We start from the raw sequence: 25,811 nt of genomic DNA, 5'->3' as shown, positions 1-25,811 counted from the left end.
ATGAGTTTTTGAGTATAAAAAAATTATTTCTTCAATTTTGCTGTCAATACTGATTTTTCGATTAATGGTAAATATTTAGATTCTTCTTTTTCCATAAAATAAGAAGATATCATTATTGTTTTATCTCCAGCGGGTAATGCGTGCATCATCATAATCATTTTATCACCTGCCTGATCTATGGTCATAGACTTTTGAACCAGTACTTTTTTTCCTTCTAATTCTGTTTCTTCTAATCCCAGAGAAGTAACTCCGTTTTGGGATTCTGGCTCACTCATCATTCTTTCTTTGAATATTTCATAAGGTTGAGGTGCTAACATTTTCATAATTCCAGCAGACATATCTTCAGTAGCTCTATTTGTACCATTATCGATCACAAATATGGTTTCATCAACATCCATCGCAATTTGATCATTAAAAATATCACCAATTGCATTCTGTGCCTCTTCCGAAACTTGTTCTTTCGTTTCTGAAACTATAGGCTCTGTTCCTTCTAATGTTTCTGTTTTTGATTTGGTTTCCTTTCCACAGGAAATAATCGACATCATTATAATTATTAAAAAGGCTCTCATAGATTTATGTTAGTTAGTCTTATTATTTTATTTTTATTCCCAATCTTTATTGGTTCTATATACTACTCCTTTAAAAAGTGCTACGACCTGTTCTCCTCTTTTTACTTCGACAATATTAAATCCAACTTTAGTTTTAGTTATATCTGTAACTGCTTCGGCGGTTAAATAATCTCCTTCTTCTAATGCTTCGATATGGTTAATTGAAGTTTCAATTGAAACTGCATATTTTCCGTGGGTATTTGCCGAAAACCCAAATGCCGTATCCGCTAAACTATAGGATATGCCTCCATGAGCTTTCCCCATACTGTTAAGCATCTCTTTCCTAACAGTCATTCCTACTCTACATCTACCTTTTTTTACCTCTAATACTTCTATACCTAACCATTGACTAAATGGATCTAAGCTAAGCATCTTGACAGGAATATTTTTTGATTCAATCATATCTCTGGATTAACTATCTGTACCTGAAACCGAATTAAAAAAATTACGCTTCTCTCGTTCCATTTTTCTTAGTAAAGGACTACATCTGTACCTATCTTCATGATATTCTTCATACAGCTTATCCAGTTTATTGACACACCAATCGATTCCTTTTTCATCAGCCCAAGAGAGCAATCCTTTAGGATAATTTACTCCTTTGGTCATTGCATTATCTATATCTTCAGCCGAAGCTATATTCCAAAATAATGCATCTGCTGCTTCATTAATCAACATTACTAACACTCTATTAAAGATATATTGCGAAAGTTCTTCTTTTGATAACTTCTCGACTCCAGTTGAAGTAACAGAACTGATTATATTTTGAGATAGTATCTTACCGCGTTCATCATAATTATAATAACCTTTACCAGATTTTTTTCCTAAGTATCCTGCTTCAGATAATCTTTTTTGGGTAAAGGATGGTTTGTATCTCGGATCATAATAAAAAGCAGAAAAAACTGTCTCTGTAACTGTATAGTTGACATCATTTCCTATAAAATCCATCAGTTCGAAAGGTCCCATTCTGAATCCTCCGAGTTCTTTTAAACTTGCATCGATAGTTTTGATATCTGCCAATCCTTCTTCATAAAGACGTAGTGATTCTCCATAAAAAGGCCTAGCTACTCGATTAACAATAAAACCAGGTGTATCCTTTGCTATTGCTACTACTTTTTTCCAATCTTTTATGGTATTAACAACTTTATTTTTTACCTCATCAGAAGTTTGTACAGCAGGAATTACCTCTACCAACTTCATTAAAGGAGCTGGATTAAAAAAATGAATTCCTATACATCTTTCAGGTTTTTGTAATGATGATGCAATAGAAGCAATTGATAATGAAGATGTATTCGATGCAATAATAGTATGCTCAGAAACATACGTTTCTAATTCTGAAAACACTTTTTTCTTAATCTCTAAGTTTTCAATAATTGCTTCAATTGTAAGATCCGCATCACTAAGTTCTTTTAAAGAAGTTACGTATGAAACATTCCCTTGGATACGATTTTTTTCTGCTTCATCAATTCTTCCTTTTTCGATTAAACGAGAAAGGATTTTTTCTAAAGCAAGTTCACTTTTATCCAAAGCGCTTTGCTTAGTATCAAATACTTTTACTGTACAACCTGCAGTAGCCGCAACTTGTGCAATACCACTACCCATAGTTCCAGATCCTATTATACCTACAATCATAATTTATTTCCCTTTAAAAATAGGTTTTCTTTTTTCTATAAAAGACTGTACTCCTTCAGCATAATCTTCACTTTCTGCAGCTTCAATTTGCAAATCTGATTCTATTGCTAATTGATTCTCTAGATTATTCACCATAGATTGATTTAATAATCTTTTAGTTAGACCTAACGCTTTTGTAGGCATTTGAGCTACTTTTAAAGCCAACTTATTTATTTCTTCTTCGAAAGTTTCTATTCCTACTACTTTATAAATCATTCCTAATTCTTCGGCCTCTTTTGCAGAAACTTTATCTCCTAGCATCATTAAAGCAGATGCTTTTTGGAAACCAATTAATCTAGGTAAAAAGAAGGTTCCAGCGCTGTCTGGGATTAATCCTATTTTACTAAATGCCTGAATAAAACTAGCAGCTTCTGATGCTACTACGATATCACAAGCTAACGCTAAATTGGCTCCTGCGCCTGCTGCTACTCCATTAATTGCCGCTATTATCGGTTTTTCAATACTTCTTAATCTTTTTACAATAGGATTATAATGTTCTTCTAATATTTTTCTAAAACCTGGGTTTAATTCAGGAGAAGTAACTTCTTTAAGATCCTGACCTGCACAAAATGCTTTGCCACTACCTGTAAGTACAATTGCTCTAACGTCATCATTAGTTTCACAAGCATCTAAAGTATCTTGCAATCTTAGAGCCATTTCTCTATTGAAACTATTAAATGACTCAGGTCGATTTAATGTAATCTTAGCAATTCCGTTTTGTATTTCTAATTCTATTGAGTTCAAACTGTTATTCTTTTTAGGCCTTCAAAGTTCAATACCTTAAAGGAAATTTATTATGTTATTTTAAATGCTGGATTATAAATTATTCCTATAATATTATTCCAAGGATCTTTTACTGAAGCTACCATTAATTCTCCACCTACATTGGTTGGTTTTTCATGTTCTATAGCTCCCAATTCAATAAGTTTTTGATATGTTTTATCGATATCATCTACTCCCCAATAAGAAAGTACACTATCTACCTTATCCTTTATTTCACCTTCTTCTGGTAATAATCCCAGTTCAAATCCGCCAATATTAAAACCTACATAGAATGGCTCATCAAAATACTCCTCTGTATTAAAGGCTTTTGCGTACCATCCTTTGGCTTTTTCTAAGTCATTGACTTTATATATTGTCGTTCTTAGTCCTAGCATATTATTTTAAACATTTGAAGTAATCAAAAGGTTCCAAACAATCTTCACATTGAAATAATGCTTTGCAGGCTGTTGATCCAAATTGACTTATCATTTTGGTATTTGTAGAACTGCATTGCGTACATTTTACCATTCTTTTATTTCCTAGTAAAACTTCCTTATCAGATTCTTCATCCAACGGTGCTGCTATTCCATATGCTTCCAGTGCTTTTCTCCCTTTTGGTGTAATCCAATCAGTGCTCCAAGCTGGTGATAATACTAAGGACACCTCTGCTTTTATATTTTCTTGATCAAAAGCATGAACAATATCATCTCCTATTACATCCATTGCTGGACATCCACTGTAGGTAGGGGTAATTTTAACATGCACAACGTTATCTATTATTTGTGCAGATCGTACCACTCCCATATCCATAATTGATAATACGGGAATTTCGGGATCATGTACTTTCTCGAGAATCGAGATAAGTTTAGGATTTATATATTGCTCTAATTCTATTGCCATTTTGCTTTAAAATATGGATCCTGAAATACATTTAGGATGACAACACAAAGACATTTTTACCACTTCATATTAGGATAGGTACGTTGCATATACTGTAAATCAGAAAGCAAATACCCCATATATTCACTATGCACTCCATCCTTACCTCCTTTTCTAAACCATTTAAGCTCGGGAATGGTTAAGGTAGCTTCTTCTAATACTTCCTTTACAATCTTATAGTATTGTTCTTTTAACTTGGTAATATCTACTCCAACGCTACTGTCAATGGCAACTTTATCAAAATCTGTTAGGTGAAATAATTCATCAGTAAATTTCCAAAGATCATTTACTGCTTCCTGAACTTTTTGATGACTTACTTCAGTACCATCACCCAATCTTTTCATCCAATCAGAAGAAAAACGTTGATGGTAGCTTACCTCTTTAATTCCTTTTTTAGCAATTGCAGCAAGAGTTTCATCTTTGCTATTTTGTAATTCTTGTAATAACAATAAATGAAACACATCATAAAAAAACTGACGTGTAATTATATATGCAAAATTAGTATTAGGTTGTTCTACCAATAATACATTTTTGTATTGTCTTTCTGTTCTTAAGAAAGCAATATCATCTTCTGTAACTTTTTCTCCAGAAAGCTGTGCCGCATATTGATAATAGCTACGTGTTTGTCCTAATAAATCCAATGCCATATTAGTACAAGCTATATCCGTTTCTAAATTAGGTCCATGACCGCATAATTCAGAAAGTCGTTGTCCTAAGATCAAAGCATTGTCTGCAACCCCGTAGATATATTGTATTAAATTTTCGTTTTTCATTTTAAAAATTGCATTAACTAATCATATCTCAAAATGTTATTGAAATACTCATTCTTTCATCATTACATATGTTTTACTTCATCTGGCAATGTATAGAACGTAGGGTGTCTATATACTTTATCTTGCGCAGGCTCAAACAATTCACCATTGTTTTCTGGATTAGACGCTGTAATATGTTTAGATGCTACTACCCATATACTTACTCCTTCGCTTCTACGAGTATATACGTCTCTGGCATTTTCTAATGCCATTTCTTCATCGGCAGCATGTAAGCTTCCAAAATGACGATGTTCTAAACCATTCTTACTTCTTACAAAGACTTCCCAAAGTGGCCAATTTTTTTTCATAATCAAAGAGCCCTTATTTTCAGCTTCTCTATTGGGAGAAGAATCCATAAGGAATTTATTAAATTGCTTTCTTTATTTTATTATTTTGTTGTTTTTCGGCATAAGCCATTGCAGCATCTCGCACCCATTCTCCTTCTTTCCAGGCATCGACTCTTGCTGATAACCTTTCTTTATTACAAGGACCATGACCTTTTACGACCTGCCAAAACTCATCCCAATCGATTTCTCCAAAATCATAATGTTTTGTTTCTTCATTCCATTTCAAATCAGGATCTGGAACCGTTAACCCAATAAGATCTGCTTGCGGTACGGTCTGATCTATAAACTGTTGACGAAGTTCGTCATTGGTTTTACGTTTTAGTTTCCATTTCATTGATTGTTCTGTATGCACAGATTCTGCGTCTGTAGGCCCCAACATCATTAATGATGGCCACCACCACCGATTTAATGCATCCTGAGCCAAGTCTTTTTGTTCTGGAGTACCTTTGGCCAATGTCATCATAATCTCATATCCTTGTCGCTGATGAAAACTTTCTTCCTTACATACGCGGATCATTGCTCTTGCATAGGGTCCATAAGAAGTACTACATAATGGAACTTGGTTAATAATCGCTGCTCCATCTACTAGCCATCCTATCGCTCCTATATCAGCCCAAGTCAATGTAGGGTAATTAAAAATACTAGAATATTTTGCTTTTCCAGAATGTAATTGCTCGTATAATTCATCTCTAGAAATCCCTAAAGTCTCACAAGCACTATACAAATAAAGTCCGTGTCCAGCTTCATCCTGTACTTTGGCTAATAATGCTACTTTACGTCTCATTGATGGCGCTCTAGAGATCCAATTACCTTCTGGTAACATCCCGATAATCTCAGAATGTGCGTGTTGTGATATTTGCCTGATATGCGTTTTTCGATACTTTTCAGGCATCCAATCTTTTGGTTCAATCTTTTCATCTCTGACTATTCGTTGCTCAAAGATTTCTTCTAAATTTTTTATTTCTTTTTCACTCATAACATTTGAGTTTTATTATTCTGAAAACAGCTCCAGTTTTAATATCAGAATTACAAGGTATTCTGATTACACATCAAAATCAACTACTACTTTCTCTGTAGTTGGCACCGCTTGACAAGACAATACTAATCCTTTAGCCACCTCATCTTCTTCTAGTGCATAATTTATTTTCATCTCTACTTCTCCTTCTACTATTTTGCATTTACAAGTACTGCAAACACCTCCTTTACAAGCAAAAGGAAGGTCTGCTCCTGCAGCTAAAGCACCATCGAGGATGTTATCATATTCGTCATCCATTCCAAAATGAAATTCCTTACCTCCATCTATGATAGTAACTTCGGTTCCGTCAAATTTATGCTCGATAGCTGCAGCTGCTCTCTTTTTATCTTCTTCAGTAACTCCTGAAAAGAACAACTCATAATGAATTTTATCCTTGGATAATCCAGCATCTACCAACTCATCCCTTATAAGAAAAATCATCTCTTCGGGACCACATATAAAACATTCATCAACATCAGATACCTCAATTACCTTATCTGTAAGCTCCTTAAGTTTTTCTGAAGTAAATCTTCCATTAAGTAAAGGAATATCACGATGTTCTTTTGTGAGGAAATAAAATATTTCGAACCTTCCAAAATATGTATTCCTTAAAGCCTCTATCTCTTCTTTAAAGATAATAGATTTAACGGTGCGATTCAAGTAAAATAACTTGAATGTACTCTCTGGTTCTAAGGCTAAATGTGTCTTTATTATAGAAAGAATGGGTGTAATCCCACTTCCTGCTGCAAAAACAATATAATTTTTAGGTTTTGTAGCATCTACTTTAGTAAAAAAGCTACCATTTGGCGGTAATATATCTAGTTCATCTCCAGCTTTCAACTCATTACAAGCATAATTAGAAAATAACCCACCATCGATTCTTTTTACAGCAACTTGCCATTTATCTTCAACGGGACTTGAGCAAAGAGAATAGTTACGTCTTACCTCCTCACCATTAAGTATAGTTTTTAATGTCAAATACTGACCTTGTTTATAAGAAAATTTCCCCTTAAGATTTTGTGGTATCTCAAAAGTTATTGCAGTACAATCCTTTGTTTCTTTAAGAACCTCTGCTATTTTTATGGTATAAAAATCATTCATGAAATGGTATACTATATCGTTATAGTTCGACAAAACTAACAATTGTTAGTTTTATACGCAATTAAATGTTGTTAATTTTAAACAACACCTTTAAGTAATACTAATATCATGTCTTTTTTAAGAATATCAGCATCTATATTTTTTTGTTTAGGATACCACAGGTACAGTGTTCTAAGTGTGGAAAGTGTTGAAAAAACAACAATCTCTATATTGTTAGATTTAATCTCATTGGTATCTACCCCTTCTTTTACTATCTTTCTGAAACTATCTTCATAATCTTGTCTCATTCTTTCGAAGTACAATAGATTTTCTTCTTCTAAATGCATCCAATCATTATTAAGCGACGCTAATCCATCTGAATTTCTCAATGTAACATCGATGTGAAGACCTATAATATTCTCTAGTTTTTCTGTAGCGCTTTTATCAGAATTTACAATCTGATTCATTCCTGTAGTAAATTCTTCTGCCAGGTCTATAATAATTGTAGATAAAATTTCTTGTTTGGACTGTATATGATTATATAAGCTTGCTGCTTTTATACCCATTGCGGTAGCCAAATCTCGCATGGTGACAGCACTATATCCTTTTTCCTTAAAAAGAATAGAAGCTGCATTTATTATTTCTTGCTTTCTACTTTCTGGTCTCATCGGCAGATCAATTTGTTTTTTAATCAAAAATAGATTTTAATCTCTAACTAATGCATTGTATTAAAAGATTAACAACTAAAATATGATAAATTTGCTATATTCGAAATAATACTACATCGTATTGATGTAACATATAAAACCTAAATCATTATGAAAAACTTACTTTTAGTTTTTATCTCTATTGCACTATTTAGCACTTGTAACAGCACAAAAACATCTAACTCTAAAAACAATGGTAATCAGGATAACACTGAACTAAATGGAGAATATCTCGTCACTAACCTTTACGGAGAAGATGTTTCTGAGATGAAAATCACTATGAAGTTCGATACTGAAAACAAAAATGTATTGGGGTATTCTGGCTGTAATACATACTCTTCTCCATATACTATTGAAGAAGGGACTATTACCTTTGGAACGCCTAATGCTTCTAAAAGAATGTGTTTAGACGACACCTATATTGAAAAAAAGTTCTTTAAAGCACTTTCTGAACTAAAGAACATATCTCAAAAACAATCAAGTCTAACTTTTGGAAACAATAATAACGACCAAGTGCTAATCGCAAAAAAAGGTTTATAGTTTATACAACATTATATATAAAAGAAAAGCGACTTATCTAAAAACAGGTCGCTTTTCTTTTATAAATAGAAATAATATTACTGCTTTATAATCTTTCTTGAAAAGCTTGAATTATTAGTTTCATTGGTTACACTTATAAAGTATATACCATTAGCACTTGAAGAAATATCCACAGTATCATTTTCCTGAACGATCTCTCCTGATCCTATATTCTGACCTGCAATATTAAACACCTTATAGGTCAATTTATTACTTGTATTATTAGCAACATTCAATATCCCATTAGAAGGATTCGGATAAAAAACTATATTCTCCTCCTTTAAATCAACATCATCAACATTTAATAGTATCTCTTGAGACAACATTTCTAAGGTCATTTTTCCTGTATTTGTGGGATCTAACCAATTAGAAAGTCTAGTACTATTTGTTGTACCAAAATCCCAAGAAGTTGCAAATCTTCCATAATAATCATGCTGACCATTATCATTAGTTCCTGAACATGCTGCTGTTCCACCATATAATTGTCCTATTACTCTACCGTTTTGATCATACAGTGCAGAACCCGAAGATCCTCCTTCAGTAACTCCTTGATCCCAACCTGATCCAACTGTAGTAATATCCCAAGTTTCTGCTTGTGGCGATGATCCACCTGCATTCTGCCTTACCTTGGTCACTGGAGAATCATCTCTACAAACCTTCATAATATCTCCAGATGGGTGATGAATCCCAACTACATATGTTGGAAAATTATCTGTTCTATCCCATCCTGCCCATTCTAAATCCCAAGCGTCATCTAATCCACCTGTAATTCGAATCAAATTAAAATCAGATTCTTGGTTTTTTGCCAAAACAGTTGCTCCACCAGTTACTTGGTAATAATTACTTGGACCATTATCAATACTATTTGTAGAAGTAGCACAAACTGTATTAGTACTTATCCAATTAAATCTAAACGACCAATTCGCTTCGCTTCCGCTACAGTGATTTGCTGTAAGCAGATATGGCGCTTTGTTATTACTAGTATTATTAATCAAAGTACCAGAACACCAATCGCTTCCTCCATTCAAGATAAGCGCTACTCCTTTTTTTAATTTATCTTTAATTCCATCAAAATCACTTCCTATAGAGCAATTGACATCTAGATTACAGTTTCCTGAATCATTAAGTCGTTTTTGATGTGCTTCAAAATTACTCACAGTTCTATATCCATGAACTACAGATCCAATATGGAATTTACCTTTTCCTTTGACACTTGAAGGTACATAATATTCTACCGTAATCATATCTCCATCAGCAATCCAAGTACCCAATGATTTATTTTCATTGTTCATTTTACTAGTATATGCTCCTAGAACAAAAGATTTATCATGGTTATACAAGAACACTTCTTCTCCTTCTAATAATTCAAAAGAATCGAAGATAAAATTTATTGTATTTGCTCCTTTAGAATGTACATTAAGTCTCCATACCTTATCTCCGTTTGGTAACTCATCCCATACTCCAGAATTTTCTGGTCCCAAATCCACTTCAAATTCGTATCCGAATCTATATGGCTTTACTTGTAAATCATTGATTGCATCTTCTTTTTGAAGTTTCTTAAGATCAAAAGAAGGCATTTCTACAACAGGTATACTGTTTTTTAGTTCTAAGTCAAAACTCTTTGGTTTTTCATTAGTAATCTGACCGCTTACTACTCCATAAAACACAAATGCAATAGCACATAAAATAATTTTTTTCATAACAAAAGTGTGTGATATATTTAAGTTAATTCAATATCGTTTAATACTTATAAAATCCGTACAATTTACAAAATCATACAAGATCCTTATTACAATAACAGTTTATATTCCCTAAACCCTACATTATCTTAACAAAATTAGTTAATTATTTCTAATCTTAGCAGTAAAACTAGTACATTTCGATACTAAAAGTTTGTTGTTAAAAATTTGATCCCGAAATGTCATTACAAATAGAATCTAATCCTTTACTTGATAGATTACCTCCACATTTAAAGCAGTTTATCAAACCTCAGAATTACGAAGAATATACTCCGATTGACCAAGCAGTATGGAGATATGTAATGCGAAAAAACATTGCTTCGCTAAGTAAAGTTGCACATAATTCATACCTCAATGGATTAAAAAAAACAGGGATTTCTATTGATGAAATCCCAAGCATGTATGGCATGAATCGAATTCTTAAAGAAATTGGTTGGGCTGCTGTTGCTGTAGATGGTTTTATTCCTCCAAATGCTTTTATGGAGTTTCAGGCATATAATATTCTCGTAATTGCTTCGGATATCAGACAGCTAGAAAATATAGAATACACTCCTGCTCCAGATATCATACATGAAGCTGCAGGTCATGCTCCCATTATTGCCAATCCAGATTATGCTGAATATTTACGTCGTTTTGGAAAAATTGGTTGTAAAGCTATTTCTTCAAAAAAAGATTATGATATGTACGAAGCTGTTCGTACACTTTCGATTCTTAAAGAATCTCCTGATACAAATATTGAGGAAATCGAGGAAGCAGAAAAGAAAGTTTCTGCATTACAAAACCTAAAATCCGAGCCTTCAGAAATGGCTTTGATTCGTAACTTACATTGGTGGACTGTAGAATATGGGCTTATTGGTAGTGTTGATGACCCCAAAATATATGGAGCAGGACTACTTTCTTCTATTGGAGAAAGCGAATGGTGCATGACTGATAATGTTAAAAAACTATCTTATACTCCTGATGCTGCTTTTCAGGATTTTGACATTACAAAACCTCAACCTCAATTATTTGTAACTCCCGATTTTGCATATTTATGTCAGGTTTTAGAGGAGTTTGCTGATACCATGGCATTGCGAAAAGGAGGGCATCGCGGTCTTGCAAAATTGATTGAATCTCAAAATCTTGGTACCATAGAACTAAGTACAGGTTTACAGGTTTCTGGAGTTTTTACAAGAATGATTAAAAATGAAGATAACGAAGTTATTTATTTCGAAACTGATGGTCCTACAGCTCTTTCTTTTAGAGAAAAAGAATTAATTGGCCAAGGTATTGATGTACATCCAAACGGGTTTAGATCTCCTCTTGGAAAATTAAAAGGAATTAATCTAGCTATCGAAAATATGTCTCCTAGAGATCTAAAAGCTTATAATTTTTATGATGGTGAATATATTGAATTCGAATTCGAAAGCGGGATTACGATTGCAGGAATAAATATTACGGGAATGCGAAATATTAAAGGAGAACTCATTCTGATTCAATTTAAAGAGTGTACTATCAAATACAGAGATGAATACTTATTTAAACCCGAATGGGGAACTTTTGACCTAGCAGTAGGAAAAGAAATCGTATCTGCTTTCTCTGGACCAGCAGATGATTATTCATTTGACATGATCACACATAATCCAGATATGAATACCATAAAAAGAACGTACGCTGCGCAAGAGGAAGAGCTACATTCTTTATATCTAGCCGTCAAAAATGTACGAAATGGCGAACATACTAAATTCTCTCTCGAAGCAGCTTTTGAGATTATAAAAAAGGATCATTCTGAAGATTGGTTATTACCTATTGAAATCTACGAATTGGTTTATGATAGAGATCAAAACTTTGCCGATCGTATTCTAAAGCATTTAGAAAATATCAAAACAAACAAACCTTCAATTAAACACCTAATCGATAGTGGCATTGATATTATAAATCAAAATACCCTAATTGTTTGATTTGTATTAGTAATTTCAATAGATAAGAAAACCAACTCGGTCAATACTACTTGATTTTTATAGTAAAGCATATTGAAATGACTGGGTTTTCTTATCTATTTTATGTTTCATATTTAACTTAATAGATTCGGATTCCGATACCTATATTATGAGTCACATTAGATAATTGGTTAAAATTCATCCGATAACTTACAAACCATTTTCCTCTTCGATTATATTGCAAACCAAGGCTTATATTATTGAATTGATTTTGATTACCACCAACTTCTCCAAAACCATATAAGCCACTTTTATATTTTGACGCATGTTCTATAGTGGTCGTTGTTCTAATTTCTCTAGGCACTTTAAGCTTATAAGAAAGATTGTTTTTTAACAACTCTCCTTTTAACAAACTATAGCTATAGATTTCAATATCTTCATTATATAATGTATCAGTGTAGGTTCTTGCTTCTTCATAGAGATGCTTTTCTGCCTGAGAAATCTCTTGTTCTGTTCTCACACTAGCCATAACGTCATCATCATTATTAATTTTGGGTACAAACACCGTATTATACTTTGTTGTTTGAAGATAAAATGTATCAATTTTAACCTGGTATACGGTGTCTTTTACAATGGTTATTTGTGGTTTCTCTGGCACTGCGATATTTCTAGAACCACATTGTCTTTGTGCCAAAATATAAACAAACAACACTATCACAATGAGCAACAACGATTTATTACTTGATATTTTATACAACATTTAATTTAGAGTTTAAAAATTAGACAATTGACCAGATTGCATTCTATAACAACCTGGTCTTTTATGGAAGCATTAGCTAAAACCTATCTTACCTACAATACTTTATCTAAAGCTATTTTTAACGTTTTTAGAGAAATTTGAGCAACTATTTTTCTAGGATTAGAATCTGTAGTTAATTGTAGATATCCATTTACAATGTCTATATTCTCAATCGCTCGATCCTTTAATGATGCTATTTCTGTATTAGCAGTATCTACCTGAATCAATTCAAACTTTAAAGAAACCTCTTCTAAGAGTTTATTGGTAACAGGTCCACTAAATGATATCATTCTATATCCTGTATATCCATTATGCACAAATGTCTCTTTGGTTGTATCAACAATAAAAGAGAGAGGATATTTATTGGCTCGAACTTTAATTTTCCCTTTATTTTTAAAATAAGCAAATGCTCCCGTAGAAGATGAATAAACGTTTTTTACAAAGAAAAAACTTCCGATCACTTTTCCATCGATATCCTGAAGCTTATCTACTTCTATAAAATCTTTATCAAAGGTGATTTCATCAATTTTCACATTGGCATATGTTCTTACATCATGTTTTAAAACAGAGTTTTTTAATGCCTTATATGCTCCTTCAGTATTGGAAACTTTACTATTTAATGCAGATAAAATTGTATTATTCCTAACTGGATTAATAGAGCTAGCAGACAAAACGCCATCAACAGTTACACTACCTCCTGTTGAAGATAAGGATGCTAATTTCTCTTTTTCTGCATTTGTAAAATCATTACTAGACAACCCTTTGTTAGTCTCTACAGTTACTTTATTAGTCAAAGCATCTAATAACCCGTGTACTTGATCCATATCCCAAAACTTTGGGATATCTAAAGTAGTTCCGTCATTAAATTCAATTACTACAGGATCATCTGCATTATCCAGTATTTTTTTAATAATCTTACCATCATTTTTATGATAAAACCCGTCGATTAATTCTCTATATTGTTCTTCTGTAGGAACATCTCCCGTTTCGAAGTATGATTTTAATTCTTCTTTCGTTTTTATAATCATTCTTATTTTTTTTATAAATTATTTTTTTTGAAAAGCTGCCTCTTCAAGGTCATCTCACATCTTTATTTTACCACATAACTATCCTTATCACGGCTTAATAAGCGTAACACATTTTTCAGGATTGTTTTTATTTTTGTATTGTAGTTTTAAAGAAGAGGGAACCAAAGAAGCGACAGCATTTTTTACCTTTCTTTATTTTTTACCTTCTTTAGAAAGGCTACTTATAGTTTCTGAAAGACCTCCTATCTTTAGTAGACTTACTAAAGCCTTAAAGAGATCCACACCATAAATTTTATTGAAGTTTTCTAAAATAGATTTTATCTCAGTGATCGCAATAAATCCAGCTATAATCTTAAGAAAAGGAACCTCATCCACGATAAAGGTTTCTAATAAGAATGATGCAAGGATCACTAGGTTATAGATAAAAAATTTCGAGATCGTATTACCGATTCGTTGACTGCTTATCGGAATTTTATTCTTATAAGATGCATACGAACCTGTAATAAAGTCTACCAAAATCAAGAAGACCATTGTTATCATTACACCATGAACTGGCGATAGGATCGTAAGCAACCAAAATGTCATACTTATAATTTTATCCATGTTTAATTAATTTTTTATATTCTAATATTCGATTTTTGGGATATGCTTGAATACATACCCTATTATTCTGATTACCTCCCAGAACATACACAAATCCTTTAGTTTCTTTAATGTAAAAACCTACATGACCTTTCCAGCTACTTCGGTTTTCTCTCCATAACACTACCACATCTCCTACATCAGGAGTATTGGTTGATTGACCAACATTAAGCCAACTTCGTGCATTAAGTTTACCAGAAAAAGAATATCCAGATTTTTTTGCTACCCAATTAGCAAATGCACTGCACCAAGCAGTTTCATCATGCAATTGCGCACCGTTAAAACCCAATTCATTAAAGTAGGAAACGATCTGCGGATGATCTTTGGAGCCACTAATCTCCTTAACGCCATACTGTGATAGCGCCATTTCTAAAATACTCATACGTAAAAATGTTTTTGATTACTTCCGCATGAATTATTATTATTCAAAACAACCTATTTTCTTGAACACGTTTTTGTATTAAGTCTCTTTGGGAGATTTTTTTTGAATCACAATAATTATTCGGAACTTGGTTCATTGTACCTTAATAGTCAAGATTTTTTAGGCTTAATTATAAACCTGCAGGAACCTAAAAATCTAATCTATTTTTGTACATAATTACAGTAAACTGTTAGTGCACTTTTATCATCAATCCGTCATTAAAAATCAATGATTTACAGTGCGTTGAAAAGCGTATACAAATATACGAATACACCAAGTTTTTGGAAAGAAATCAGCCCTTTACTTACTGCAACTACGGGAGTAAAAATCCCCTGTTTTTTTTATTCTACATTATAAAAAAAGCTCAACCCAGACAATCAATCTGGTATTGAGCTTTTTAGAAATCTTTGTATATTTTTTTTGTAAAATCTACTTATTGTATTACGAATCTTTTGATTTTTTTACCAGAAGTATCCGCTACCTCTAAAAGATACAAACCGCTGGATAAACCTCTTACATCAACACTTCCTTTTTTAGCAGTTGTATTAATAACTTTTTGTCCAGCATAATTATAAATTGTAATAATAGCTTGTTTATTCGAGATTCCTTGTACAAACAAAACCCCATCTCTTACGGGATTCGGATATAACTGAAATGGTTCTTTTGAATTCAAATTGATTATAGTATTTGCACTTCTTGCAGTTGCTCCACCAATATTCACTGTATAATCTTCTACTTCTCCATAGGTAAAGGTTTCACAAGGCGTTGCGGTTGCATTATACTTTAAAGTAACTCGCATTCTGGTTGTTCCTGCCAATGCATTAGAAGGCACAGTAAAATCATACGATTGATTTGCTTCACTTCGAGTTGACTCAGAAACGATTAATTCAGAGCCATCAAAAGTTCCATTTTGGTTGTAATCAATCCAAACATTCCAATACTCAGTATACACGGTTCCTGTATAATTAAGACTTAATATAATAGTATTTTGTCCATAAGATACGTTTCCTGATATATTTGTGTAATCTGTATATCCACTATTAGCCGCAGAGGTATTATCAATACCTCCTAGTCCTACATAATCGATATACTCATCATTTACATTATTACCTTGACTATCGCAATAGGTTATGGTAACATCTGTAGTTGTAATAGTTACAGCATTGCTAAACGATGAACTATTTCCTGCTGCATCTTTAGCCAATACAGTAAAAGTATACGTAGTGCTCGGATTTAATCCACTTACAGTTGTATTAACTGAAGAGGAAGTACTTACAAGAGAAGTTCCTTGGTAAATTTCATATTCTGAAACTCCAACATCATCGGTTGCTGCAATCCACGATAAATCCGCTGTCGTTCCTGTTATATTGGATGCTGATAAATTTGTTGGAGCAGATGGTGCTTGTGTATCTGGTGTAGTAGAAATAATCTTAAGATTATCAATAGCTATATCACTTCTAAATCCATTTCCTGTAGTGCCTCTAAACTGAATTTTAATTACTGACCCAGCATAGAGAGAAAGATCTACTGAAGCTTGATTCCATTGATTTCCTTGACTTCCATTTCTATTCCAAACGGCATTGTAACTTGCTCCGTCATCGGTACTTATTAACACCTCCAAAGACCCCATATTAGTACCGTTCATATGATACCCAAACTCTAATGTTGCTCCTGTTAAAACTCCAAGATCTATACAAGGGCTATTAAATAATGCAACTTTTCCAGGATACCCATTACCGTTACCAGAAGCTTCTGTATACATATAAAAAGAGCCTTCTTCCCCAGATGAAGGTCCTGTTCCACTGGATGGAGTACCATTACTATCACGAGTCCAATTAATATCACCACCACCAGGATTTGTCCACACTCCGATGCCAGATTCAAAACTTTCTGAATAGGGAAAAGTAGAAATTCCAGCACATGCAGGCACTTCTGAAGTTGTAAAAGATATCGAATTACTATATGGTGACGTTGTTGCTCCCGCACATATACTTCGTACCTGTGCTTCATATACCGTCTCAGAAATCAGACCAGAAAGACTAGTGGTATTGGTTGCTACTGAAACTACTGTCCAATTCGTTGTACCAGTTTGTCTATATCTTACATCAAAAGTTGCTCCTGCACTTCCTGACCAACTTATGGTTGCACTAGTAGATTGTACAGAAGATGCTATCAATCCTGTAGGTGCTACTGCTCCTATTGGAGTTAGTTGCACATCCCTTGTTACAGATTGACCGTCTACAATAGTAACACCTGTAATTGTTTTTGATTCATAGCATTCTGCTTCATACACCAATGTATAAGTTCCTGCTTTGATCGGTCTGTAATAATCTCCTTCTGGCAACTCCGTAGGAGTCCAGGTCTCAAAAGCGTCTTTTCCTACTACTGTTACCTTAGCATCGATCGCTTGATTGGTCACTGCATCTGTTACAACTCCTCGTATCCCATAATTTATTTGTTTTAGAAAACCGATAAGAGCTTCTTGATTATAATTCCAAAAATTAACTAGCTGACTAGCTGCTGGTGTTTTGGCATTAGAAAGTTCTACAGTTACTTCTCTTCCTTTTTGGAAATATATTTGATAATCTTGTCGTCCTCCTTGCACTTCATACCAGGCAAATCCATTTGTAATTCCATTATTGCGATCATCGAAGTATCCGTTTGGACTGTTTTGCTGACAGAAGTCTCTATATTCTTCTGATATATGAATAAAATAATCCTCATCAGGATGCGCTCCTGCATAGGTATCCCAAGGATAGTTGATTAACTCAATTCCTCCATGAAAATTAGCAGATAATACGAAATGCTTTGATGCTGCAAAATTCATAAAATGTTGCGTCTCTGTCTGATAACTATTTCCATCTGGATTGGCTCCGTCATCAGGATCAGGATAATTTCTGTTAAGGTCTACATTGTTAGCATTTCCTCTTGTAGCATTGGCTACAGAAGTATTACTAGCACTATTTCTATAGGTACCATCAGGGTTAGCTAAAGGGTTAATCCAAACCTCATTATTATCTAATAACTGCTTTATTTCTGCATGTCTTGGATTTGTATTGTCATTGTATGCAGTTAGCAGAAAATCGATTAGATTCAACATCATTGGATATCCAGCTATTTCATCTCCATGCATAGAGGATGTATACATTACCCTTGGTTCTTGTTCGTCAGAATTTACATTATCAGATAATTTTACAAAAAGCAGTGCTTTATCTCCTTCTGTTGTTGTACCAATATTTTCTAGTTTACATATTGAAGGGTTATTGGTAGCAAAATCATTCATCATACCTACATAATCGGAGTAAGTCGGATATGCAGTTAATGGAAATGTAGCTGCTTTAACTGACAGATCGGATGTCATAGTTCTATATCCTATAATATTATCTTTTTCTGTAGTGGTAAATGGAATATTTTTTTGTAAAAACTGATCAAATTGAATTTGATTAGCCATTAATTTTACTATTCTAGTAGCTTCATCGTAATGAACAATGGATAAACCTTTAGTAAGTGTTTGTAATTGAGAAGGGGTATCTATTACAATATCAAATATCACCTCTCCTTTCAGGTTTAGATATTCAATAGCTCGTTCTTTTTGAGTTTGCTGCGCAAATAATGAGGTACCAAGGATCATACAGACCCATAAGGCAAGTGTTAGTTTTTTCTTCATGGTTTTTAAGAGTGTTTGTGTGCTACATACTTTGGTCAAGTAGCGATCTTTATAATTAAATTGGTTTTAATAATTATAAAGATAGGGGAAAAAACAACAAAACCAGAATAGAACAACAGATCTTTTTAAGAACCTATACTCCAGTTTATCAATAGATTAACTATCAAAAAAGAAGAAACAAAACCGCTCAATTCGAGCGGTTTGAAATTATATTTTTTATTCAATATCTTGAAAACAATTACTCTTCATCCAACTTAAGTCCATTAATAAAAACTTGGAAAGATTGTGCTACATATACCATTTCAGGAGATCTTCCGTCTTGGTAAAATTTATAAATTTTACCATAATCTTCTTTTTTCAGAGATATACAAAAATCATTTCCTCCAGCATCCAATCCAAAAGGAAATAAATACTTAGGAATATTATCTTCTTCTATTTGATGAGTAAGTATAGAATCGTTAACACTTACAACATCAGCATCTTCAAAATTTATACAACTAAAACTATTTATCACAAATTCATCATCATTCTCATTAACAAAAAGAGTTAAGTCTGGATATCCGCCATTTTTTGACAAAATAAATTGTTTGTATTCATCAGGAAGAGTTAGCTTATACTCATCCTCAAAAGCTTGAAATTCAATAGCTGAAATATTTTCTGCACTATCCGATATTTTTATAGTATTCATATTCTTTATTTTCTGTCTTTATACGTTATTTTAAACAAATCAGACCACAATCCTGCTCCTCCTTTATGCGGGCAACTCCATCGATGAACCTTGGTTTCAACGAGTTGCATTGTACACTCTCCAGTTATAGGATCATAATCATCTAAATGATGCCAAGTATATTTAGCAGGTGTCTTCTTTAAATTAGCAATCTTATTTGCGGCCTTGAAATCCTGAGCATCAACACCAGTTAATTTAATTTTGATATTGCCATATTTGGACTTTCCTTTATACAAATACTTAACTTTGCTTCTAAAATCTGGCACTAAACCTCTTACACTTGATTTTATCTTAATTCCTCTTTTAAATAATGCTTCTTTGAGAGGGTCATATTTTTGTTTACTTTTTAAAGATTTAGTAACTATCGCATCTAGATCTTTTAAAACTTCATTGTTCGACTTAGAAATTTTCTTAGCATATTTTTCAATTTCATCAGGAGCTCCTCTAAATCGCAAATCTCCTTTTTGATCTACTATATCTAAATACTTTTTAGTTCCTTTACCTTTAACAATTTTTAAATTTCTACCAGCTAATAGTTGAATTATTTTTTTATCAAATTTAATCGTTTTTCCAGAAAGTTTAAACGTAAAAATAAGTTCATCCATAAACTCTTCAAGACTTCTTCCCTTTCGGGTAGTACTTTCATATATTTGCTTTAAAAATCCTTTTATAGTACTTCCTCTCTTTTCTGTAAAAACTGTAACACCTTTCCAGTTAAGAACCTTTTTACCTTTACCATTTAAAATTATACCAAAACAACCTAACGTTATGCTTGTGTCTTTTTTATAAATAATTCTTAAATATGGATTTTGGGTTAGATTAAACCTTATTCTTGTAAATTCTTGTTTTACTTCCCAAAACTTGAGAAGTTTATTAAACCATTTTCTCATATTATGTTTTGGGATTACTTGCCTAAAGTGCAAAGAGTTAATATTCCATTATCAAACTTAGTTGGTGTAAAGCCCATTTTTTTCAATAGTTGTTGTTCCTGAATACTTAACAATGTTCTATAAGCATCCTGAATTGCTTTCTTGCCAACTTGTAAGAGTTCATCCAACCATTTTCCTAGGTCATCCAATAACTTCGGGAATTTTTTTATTTTTTCCTGAATGAGTTTGATTATTGCTAAAACACCGTCAATACCAAATTGCGCCGTCTTTTTTACAGCTTTATAAGTTCCTTTTAGCAAGGATCCATATAATCTAGCAGCTTGTTTTAGGGCCTCGGCCACAGTTTTAGCACCACCAGTTAAAATCGCAAATACGACTTCTTCAATAACAAACCCAATTAAATATCCAATTCCGTATCCTAACTTATCTAATGAAATCGAAGGTGGTGAAGTGATAAACTTAACAAACAAAGACGTCATAAACTTAAAAAAGGCTTTGATGTTTTTTACTGTAAAAAGCTTGAAAGTACTTTCTAATGCATTTTCAAACAGCTCTACAAAAAGACTAAACATAGAAGCTGGAGTTTTTGCAATTTGTTCCTGAGCTTTATTTAATCCAACCACTATTTTACAGATCAAACCAATTAGATCAAAAATTCCTTTGATCACATCCACCAAACTATTAAGCAACCCAACTAAAAAAGCATTTAGAAAAACAAAAGCTCCATTAGCTAATGATATAAAGGTGCTAACAATCTCTTTCAAAAAATCTTTTGCTTGACCAATGATATCGAATAGAACCTCAACTTTACTTTTCACATAATCACGAATAATATCAAGTGGAATCTCTTCTATTCCTGACAGCAAGCTTGTTTCCAAGGCATCTAACTTTTCGGTAAACCCAGATAACACCTGACTATAATCAGCATTTTTATTCAGCTCTTCTAGTTCTTTAAGAGATTCAAAAACAGGAAATAGTGGAGTATATTTAGGATTCTCATTTCCTTCTTTATCATAAGCTTTCCAATATTTACTTCCTATTTTCAGGTTGTCCTCGATACCTTTGGATACTACATCCATTGCATCTGAAACTTTTTCTAAAGCATAATTCACAGGGATTTGAGTAACACTTACACCTTTTAACAGTGTATCTCGTATGATATAAAAAACACTATCCTTATTTTTTACATGACTTTGTAATACTTCTTTTACATCTTTAGTCCGTATCCCAATCTCAAAGGTCTTACTTAACTTAGCAATATCTCTATATGGGATTTTAGTTTTTTCTGTAATTTTACTTCCAGAAGACACTCTCATTACGGAGCCAAAGACATTATACACGTCGTCTTTCTCAAGAAATAACACTATTTCATTATCTGTAAATTGATTTATTTTCTGATAGGTCCTTTCTAATTTCACTCCATCTTTGGTAATAAAGAGTATGACCGACAATTGTGAATTTTTCAATTGTTCATTAAGTGTTGTAAGATCTGGCGGAAACTTAGCTCTGTTTCCTGTTCCTTTAGCAATGACCTCTACTTCATCCAGAATGGTAATTTCTGGGTTGAACACAAAATAAGCACCTTTAAACTGAAAAACTTCTCTCTCTACAGGAAGTCCAATAATCTTTCGAGTTTCACCTGTGCTAGTAAACTGACCAAATTTTTGAAAATATTCTTTTACAAAAAGATCAGAGTATGTAATTCCAGATGGCACCAAACGTGCAAGTACTGGACTTACTTCATCCAGCGTAACCTGTTTATATACAAACTGATCTATATAATTCGTCTTCTGTTGATCTACTATCTCGATGTTATCATTGAAAACGGTAATATTGGGAAATGGTTGGTATTTTTTATCAAAATTCCTAACACCATATTCATATGCATACATAATTGTTTTCTTTTGTATTAATATTTTTTTTAAGGCATACAGCATCCCTATCCCTAAGCATAGGAACACTGTATGCAGTGAATTGCAAACCATTTTTCAGGCTCTATAATTCACCATTTCCTTATGTTTTCAATGAGATTATGATACGAGTGTATCACCAACAGTATCTACACCTATACCAACATCGCTAGCATCTGAAGTATCATCATTACCACCAATCAATTCATTGGTTTGCTGAATAGGATTGAGATCTGAATCAAACTTAGACCAATCTTCGCAATCCGAATCGCAAGGCAACCCTTCTACGTTAAGACCAATCGATCCAGCTTGTATTACCGTTAGAGAAGTAGGAACTCGTGTTTCCCAAGTTTCTTCTACTGTACTTTCAGGGTTCTGAAGTTCTTCTACAATTGATACAAACTCTTCATCATCGATAGTTGGCACTTGGCCTCCATTCCAAATTTGACCTGTAGCCAGATACCAATTCACCATTTCTTCAAATCCTGGACGTACCGTTACAATTGCTCTGGCCATGCCACTTTGCAAGAAAGCTTTGAATAACGGATCGTTATTCTCCACAATATATTTGCCGCTCCATTTAGATTTTGCTGCCCAGTAAAAAGGATAAAATTGGTAACTCATGATATCCCATTCAAAAGCTTGTTCAAAAAACTTAACTTTTGCTGCATATGCATCTAGTCTATCATTCGTATAATCTGGCCTCATTTCGCCCAATTTATTTCTTTCCAGCATCATATCCTTCCCAAGGTTTTCATTCCCAAGCAAATAAGCTATACAGTTTTTACGAAGTACTGTTTTCTCTATCTGACGATAAAATCCTGGATTGGTCTTAAAGGTTTCTTCCTGCAGTTTTCTTTGCTCAGCAATTTTCGCTCCATATTCAGCCAATCTAATCTCATATGCTTCAATGATTGCATTAAAAGATTGTTGTTGCCATTCCTTAAGCGCTTTATCAGTTATATCACAATGCGCTACTACATTCACACGAATTCCTCCTACATCAGCACCAGAAACAGAAACTGCTAATTCATTTTCTATACCTCCTAAAACGAAGCTTCGTTTCTCATCCCAACTTGCTCCTCCTTTTGTAAAATGATAATCACCTACAGATACTGTGGCATATGTATATTCTACACGACTTGGAACAAAAACAAAACCTGCATCCATATTAGCGTATGTAGCTTTATAACCTTCAGGAATTCTCATATTAAAGTTACTTGCTCCTGGATAATTATGTGCACTTAAATAAGTACTGCCATTAACACTAAAAGATTCTGAAACTTTTATTTTTCTATCAATACTAGCCACTTCTGCATTATAAACTCCAGCCCAATGTGCAATGGTACTATCATTTATTTTTGCTGGATTAGAAAGATTAAATGCTCCTGAAACTCTAGGATCTACAGGTTTTATTAATACTTCAGCATCAACATCTCCTTTTAATCTTACCGCTTCATCATGAAAAGCAGCTGGTTCAGGGATCATAAATTCATACATCAATCTCTTTCCATAATTCAGGATGCTATTGTTATAAATTTTATCTACCCAACGATATACACCTGATATATGTTTATCACCTTTACGATTATCAAATCCGTGCGAACTATTTTCTTCGTATTCCTCGACTACTTTGGTTACACGTTCTTGTCGTACTTTTTGTACCACTCGATCTAATGCTCTCTCGGTTAATTCTTTTGCCTGACTTACAGCTTGAAGATTTGATTCTTCTTTACTTGTATTGTTGGCGTAACTAGCATTAGCACTAGCATTAAAACCTGCATTAGAATAAGACACTCCTGCTGCTGCTGCAAAAGACTGATCTTTAGCGATTACACTAGCAATCTCTTGATTCATCTCAAAACGACCTGTAGAAGTTGTTTCTGTTAAAGTTTCTGTTTCTTGTTCTGTCGCAGTAGTTAAAGTATCTTCTTGTCTTCGCAACCTTCTTGTAGACTTTTCTTTATACTCACGAGCCATAATATTCTCAATATGAGAAACCTCGCCTGGAACATAGCAACAAACTTCTTGTTCTACTTTACGATAATCTGCTATTCCTAAACGTTGAATCCCAAAACCACTTGGCACTTCATCATCAGAACTTCCAGGATTTCCTCCAGAAATTAAAGTCAATGTTCCCGTAGAACATCTATTTGTACTAAATCCAGGGACATCGAATTTATATTTAGCTCCATTCGAAAAAGTAATATCTCCTTTAAATCCTGAAAGCGGTTTATTGATTAAAATCCCTCTTGATAATGTAAGAGATATACTATTATTAAATTTCCTTTGAGTAAAAGCTCCACTAGTATTATTGGTCCCGTCTGCAAAATTTACATGATATAGTGTACTTGCTACATCTAAACTTGAATCTGGAACCTTTATAGTCATAATAATAGAATACCTATTGGATTCGATATCTCCAAGGGCACAACAGCTATACGTAAAATCATCACCTTTAGAATTATTTACAACTGGAAGCGTTGCTCCTAAAAGATTAACCTGTTTTGTTCCTAATTCAGTATTTTCTGAAATGATTTCATCATTCTTCTTTATTTCCTGTGTAAGAATTTCTTTTACTTCTTCTAGAGAATCTACCAAAAAATCAGTTTTCAAACTCTCAATGTAACGTTTTGAATTATCACTCAGTAAACTCAGAACTTTAGGATTCTCTAATTCATTTGTTTCAGTAAAATCGTACTCTGGAAGTTTTAAATTCTCATATTCTTTAATAGCTATATTATTGCCTGTATCAACATCTTCGATCACTTTATCAATAACCGTAGCATCTGCATACGCTTGTTGAACCTGATCATTATACTTTTTTTGATACAACTCTTGAGCTTTTTGATTTTCTTTTATATAAAAAGCTTCAGAGCGCTTCACTTCTGCTAAAATAGTGCGTAACGATTCATTCTTTTCAGTAGCCATTGCAATATCCATTTCCTTCTGAAAATCCTTTGCCATCAATGGTTGATCGGATCGAGGATCTATTGGATTAGCCACCTGATTGAATAACGACTTATCAATCACAACTCTAGTTTGTGCTATTTTTCTATATGATTCATCTGTTTTTTCTATTTCAACAGTTTTTTTAACAAAAAAATCTGCAACAATCAGGGACAATAATAAATCTCTCAAATATGGAGATCCATCAGTCAAAATACTATGATGTAAATCATCCCAGACTCCTAATAACTGACTATTAGTAAGTTTTTTTACGCCTAATTCAGTGATTTTCGCATCTGTCTGTGACACTGTTAATTTTGTTCTATTTGCTATTAACCATTTGGCAAAATCTGCTAGATTTGGTACTGCATTTTTAAGATCATCAATAGTAGGATATTTCGGGACATAAGTTGTGACTGCCTGTACAAGAGCATCCGTCGATATATCAATAGATTCTGAGGATCGAGCAGCTGAAATGATTGCGCTATCCGCAGAGGCAGATGGATAACTAATAAATCCATCCGCTTTTTCCTGATCCCCAATTAACTCTGGAGAACGCATAGTTACAAATCTGTATAATGTGTTCTTAATGTTTTGACTCAT

The 25,811-nt window shown here is 33.3% G+C and carries 23 protein-coding genes; 2 read left to right on the top strand and 21 right to left on the bottom strand.

Going from position 1 to position 25,811, the window contains the following annotated elements:
* Positions 1-23: 23 nt before the first annotated feature.
* The 11 genes from QBK95_RS18830 to QBK95_RS18780 all read right to left on the bottom strand — a co-directional run bounded on the left by QBK95_RS18830 (position 24) and on the right by QBK95_RS18780 (position 7,926).
* Positions 24-569, bottom strand: a complete 546-nt coding sequence (locus QBK95_RS18830) for a hypothetical protein (RefSeq protein ID WP_280936115.1) — start codon at positions 567-569, stop codon at positions 24-26.
* A gap of 33 nt (positions 570-602) precedes the next feature.
* Positions 603-1,010: a PaaI family thioesterase gene (locus QBK95_RS18825; protein WP_280936114.1), complete on the bottom strand. Its 408-nt coding sequence runs from the start codon at positions 1,008-1,010 to the stop codon at positions 603-605.
* Between the two features lie 9 nt (positions 1,011-1,019).
* Positions 1,020-2,237: a 3-hydroxyacyl-CoA dehydrogenase NAD-binding domain-containing protein gene (locus QBK95_RS18820; RefSeq protein WP_280936113.1), complete on the bottom strand. Its 1,218-nt coding sequence runs from the start codon at positions 2,235-2,237 to the stop codon at positions 1,020-1,022.
* A 3-nt stretch (positions 2,238-2,240) separates the two neighbouring features.
* The gene (locus QBK95_RS18815; RefSeq protein ID WP_280936112.1) at positions 2,241-3,020 is read right to left on the bottom strand and encodes an enoyl-CoA hydratase-related protein; all 780 of its coding nucleotides are present in this window, start codon (positions 3,018-3,020) and stop codon (positions 2,241-2,243) included.
* Positions 3,021-3,070: 50 nt separating this feature from the next.
* On the bottom strand, positions 3,071-3,433 hold the full coding sequence (locus tag QBK95_RS18810) for a VOC family protein (protein ID WP_280936111.1): 363 nt from the start codon (positions 3,431-3,433) through the stop codon (positions 3,071-3,073).
* A gap of 1 nt (position 3,434) precedes the next feature.
* The gene (paaD, locus tag QBK95_RS18805; RefSeq protein ID WP_280936110.1) at positions 3,435-3,938 is read right to left on the bottom strand and encodes a 1,2-phenylacetyl-CoA epoxidase subunit PaaD; all 504 of its coding nucleotides are present in this window, start codon (positions 3,936-3,938) and stop codon (positions 3,435-3,437) included.
* A gap of 56 nt (positions 3,939-3,994) precedes the next feature.
* Entirely contained in the window at positions 3,995-4,750 is a 756-nt protein-coding gene (gene paaC, locus QBK95_RS18800; RefSeq protein ID WP_280936109.1) for a 1,2-phenylacetyl-CoA epoxidase subunit PaaC, read from the bottom strand.
* A gap of 62 nt (positions 4,751-4,812) precedes the next feature.
* The gene (gene paaB / locus QBK95_RS18795) at positions 4,813-5,097 is read right to left on the bottom strand and encodes a 1,2-phenylacetyl-CoA epoxidase subunit PaaB (protein WP_280936258.1); all 285 of its coding nucleotides are present in this window, start codon (positions 5,095-5,097) and stop codon (positions 4,813-4,815) included.
* 58 nt (positions 5,098-5,155) lie between these two features.
* Positions 5,156-6,112 carry a 1,2-phenylacetyl-CoA epoxidase subunit PaaA gene (gene paaA, locus QBK95_RS18790; RefSeq protein WP_280936108.1) on the bottom strand — a complete coding sequence of 319 codons (957 nt, stop codon included), beginning with the start codon at positions 6,110-6,112 and terminating at the stop codon, positions 5,156-5,158.
* Between the two features lie 66 nt (positions 6,113-6,178).
* Positions 6,179-7,252 carry a 2Fe-2S iron-sulfur cluster-binding protein gene (locus QBK95_RS18785; protein WP_280936107.1) on the bottom strand — a complete coding sequence of 358 codons (1,074 nt, stop codon included), beginning with the start codon at positions 7,250-7,252 and terminating at the stop codon, positions 6,179-6,181.
* Between the two features lie 77 nt (positions 7,253-7,329).
* Entirely contained in the window at positions 7,330-7,926 is a 597-nt protein-coding gene (locus QBK95_RS18780) for a TetR/AcrR family transcriptional regulator (RefSeq protein ID WP_348637349.1), read from the bottom strand.
* Between the two features lie 123 nt (positions 7,927-8,049).
* Between QBK95_RS18780 and QBK95_RS18775 the strand changes: the two genes are divergently transcribed.
* The gene (locus tag QBK95_RS18775; RefSeq protein ID WP_280936106.1) at positions 8,050-8,478 is read left to right on the top strand and encodes an META domain-containing protein; all 429 of its coding nucleotides are present in this window, start codon (positions 8,050-8,052) and stop codon (positions 8,476-8,478) included.
* 77 nt (positions 8,479-8,555) lie between these two features.
* Here QBK95_RS18775 and QBK95_RS18770 read toward each other — a convergent pair whose 3' ends face one another.
* Positions 8,556-10,217: a T9SS type A sorting domain-containing protein gene (locus tag QBK95_RS18770; protein WP_280936105.1), complete on the bottom strand. Its 1,662-nt coding sequence runs from the start codon at positions 10,215-10,217 to the stop codon at positions 8,556-8,558.
* 218 nt (positions 10,218-10,435) lie between these two features.
* On the opposite strand from QBK95_RS18770, the gene QBK95_RS18765 reads away from it, so the two are divergent.
* A complete protein-coding gene (locus tag QBK95_RS18765; RefSeq protein ID WP_280936104.1) occupies positions 10,436-12,196 on the top strand; it encodes an aromatic amino acid hydroxylase in 1,761 nt (586 codons plus the stop codon).
* 118 nt (positions 12,197-12,314) lie between these two features.
* On the opposite strand, the gene QBK95_RS18760 is transcribed toward QBK95_RS18765, so the two are convergent.
* The 9 genes from QBK95_RS18760 to QBK95_RS18720 all read right to left on the bottom strand — a co-directional run bounded on the left by QBK95_RS18760 (position 12,315) and on the right by QBK95_RS18720 (position 25,811).
* Positions 12,315-12,935, bottom strand: a complete 621-nt coding sequence (locus tag QBK95_RS18760) for a hypothetical protein (RefSeq protein WP_280936103.1) — start codon at positions 12,933-12,935, stop codon at positions 12,315-12,317.
* 92 nt (positions 12,936-13,027) lie between these two features.
* Positions 13,028-14,002: a hypothetical protein gene (locus tag QBK95_RS18755; protein ID WP_280936102.1), complete on the bottom strand. Its 975-nt coding sequence runs from the start codon at positions 14,000-14,002 to the stop codon at positions 13,028-13,030.
* Between the two features lie 192 nt (positions 14,003-14,194).
* On the bottom strand, positions 14,195-14,605 hold the full coding sequence (locus QBK95_RS18750) for a phage holin family protein (RefSeq protein WP_280936101.1): 411 nt from the start codon (positions 14,603-14,605) through the stop codon (positions 14,195-14,197).
* Positions 14,598-15,026 carry a TIGR02594 family protein gene (locus QBK95_RS18745; RefSeq protein WP_280936100.1) on the bottom strand — a complete coding sequence of 143 codons (429 nt, stop codon included), beginning with the start codon at positions 15,024-15,026 and terminating at the stop codon, positions 14,598-14,600. Before QBK95_RS18745 ends, QBK95_RS18750 begins: the two co-directional genes overlap by 8 nt.
* A 472-nt stretch (positions 15,027-15,498) precedes the next feature.
* On the bottom strand, positions 15,499-18,732 hold the full coding sequence (locus QBK95_RS18740; protein ID WP_280936099.1) for a M14 family zinc carboxypeptidase: 3,234 nt from the start codon (positions 18,730-18,732) through the stop codon (positions 15,499-15,501).
* 238 nt (positions 18,733-18,970) lie between these two features.
* Positions 18,971-19,420, bottom strand: coding sequence for an SMI1/KNR4 family protein (locus QBK95_RS18735; protein ID WP_280936098.1), 450 nt, complete (start codon positions 19,418-19,420; stop codon positions 18,971-18,973).
* 5 nt (positions 19,421-19,425) lie between these two features.
* Positions 19,426-20,349: an HNH endonuclease signature motif containing protein gene (locus QBK95_RS18730; RefSeq protein ID WP_280936097.1), complete on the bottom strand. Its 924-nt coding sequence runs from the start codon at positions 20,347-20,349 to the stop codon at positions 19,426-19,428.
* Between the two features lie 14 nt (positions 20,350-20,363).
* Complete coding sequence (locus tag QBK95_RS18725; protein WP_280936096.1) at positions 20,364-22,241, bottom strand: hypothetical protein; 1,878 nt, start codon at positions 22,239-22,241, stop codon at positions 20,364-20,366.
* 138 nt (positions 22,242-22,379) lie between these two features.
* Complete coding sequence (locus QBK95_RS18720; protein ID WP_280936095.1) at positions 22,380-25,811, bottom strand: hypothetical protein; 3,432 nt, start codon at positions 25,809-25,811, stop codon at positions 22,380-22,382.

The sequence above is a fragment of the Aquimarina mycalae genome, from assembly GCF_029906345.1.
Classification (GTDB): domain Bacteria; phylum Bacteroidota; class Bacteroidia; order Flavobacteriales; family Flavobacteriaceae; genus Aquimarina.
Note: the sequence above shows the minus strand (reverse complement) of the source record. Positions and strands in the feature narration are given on the sequence as shown.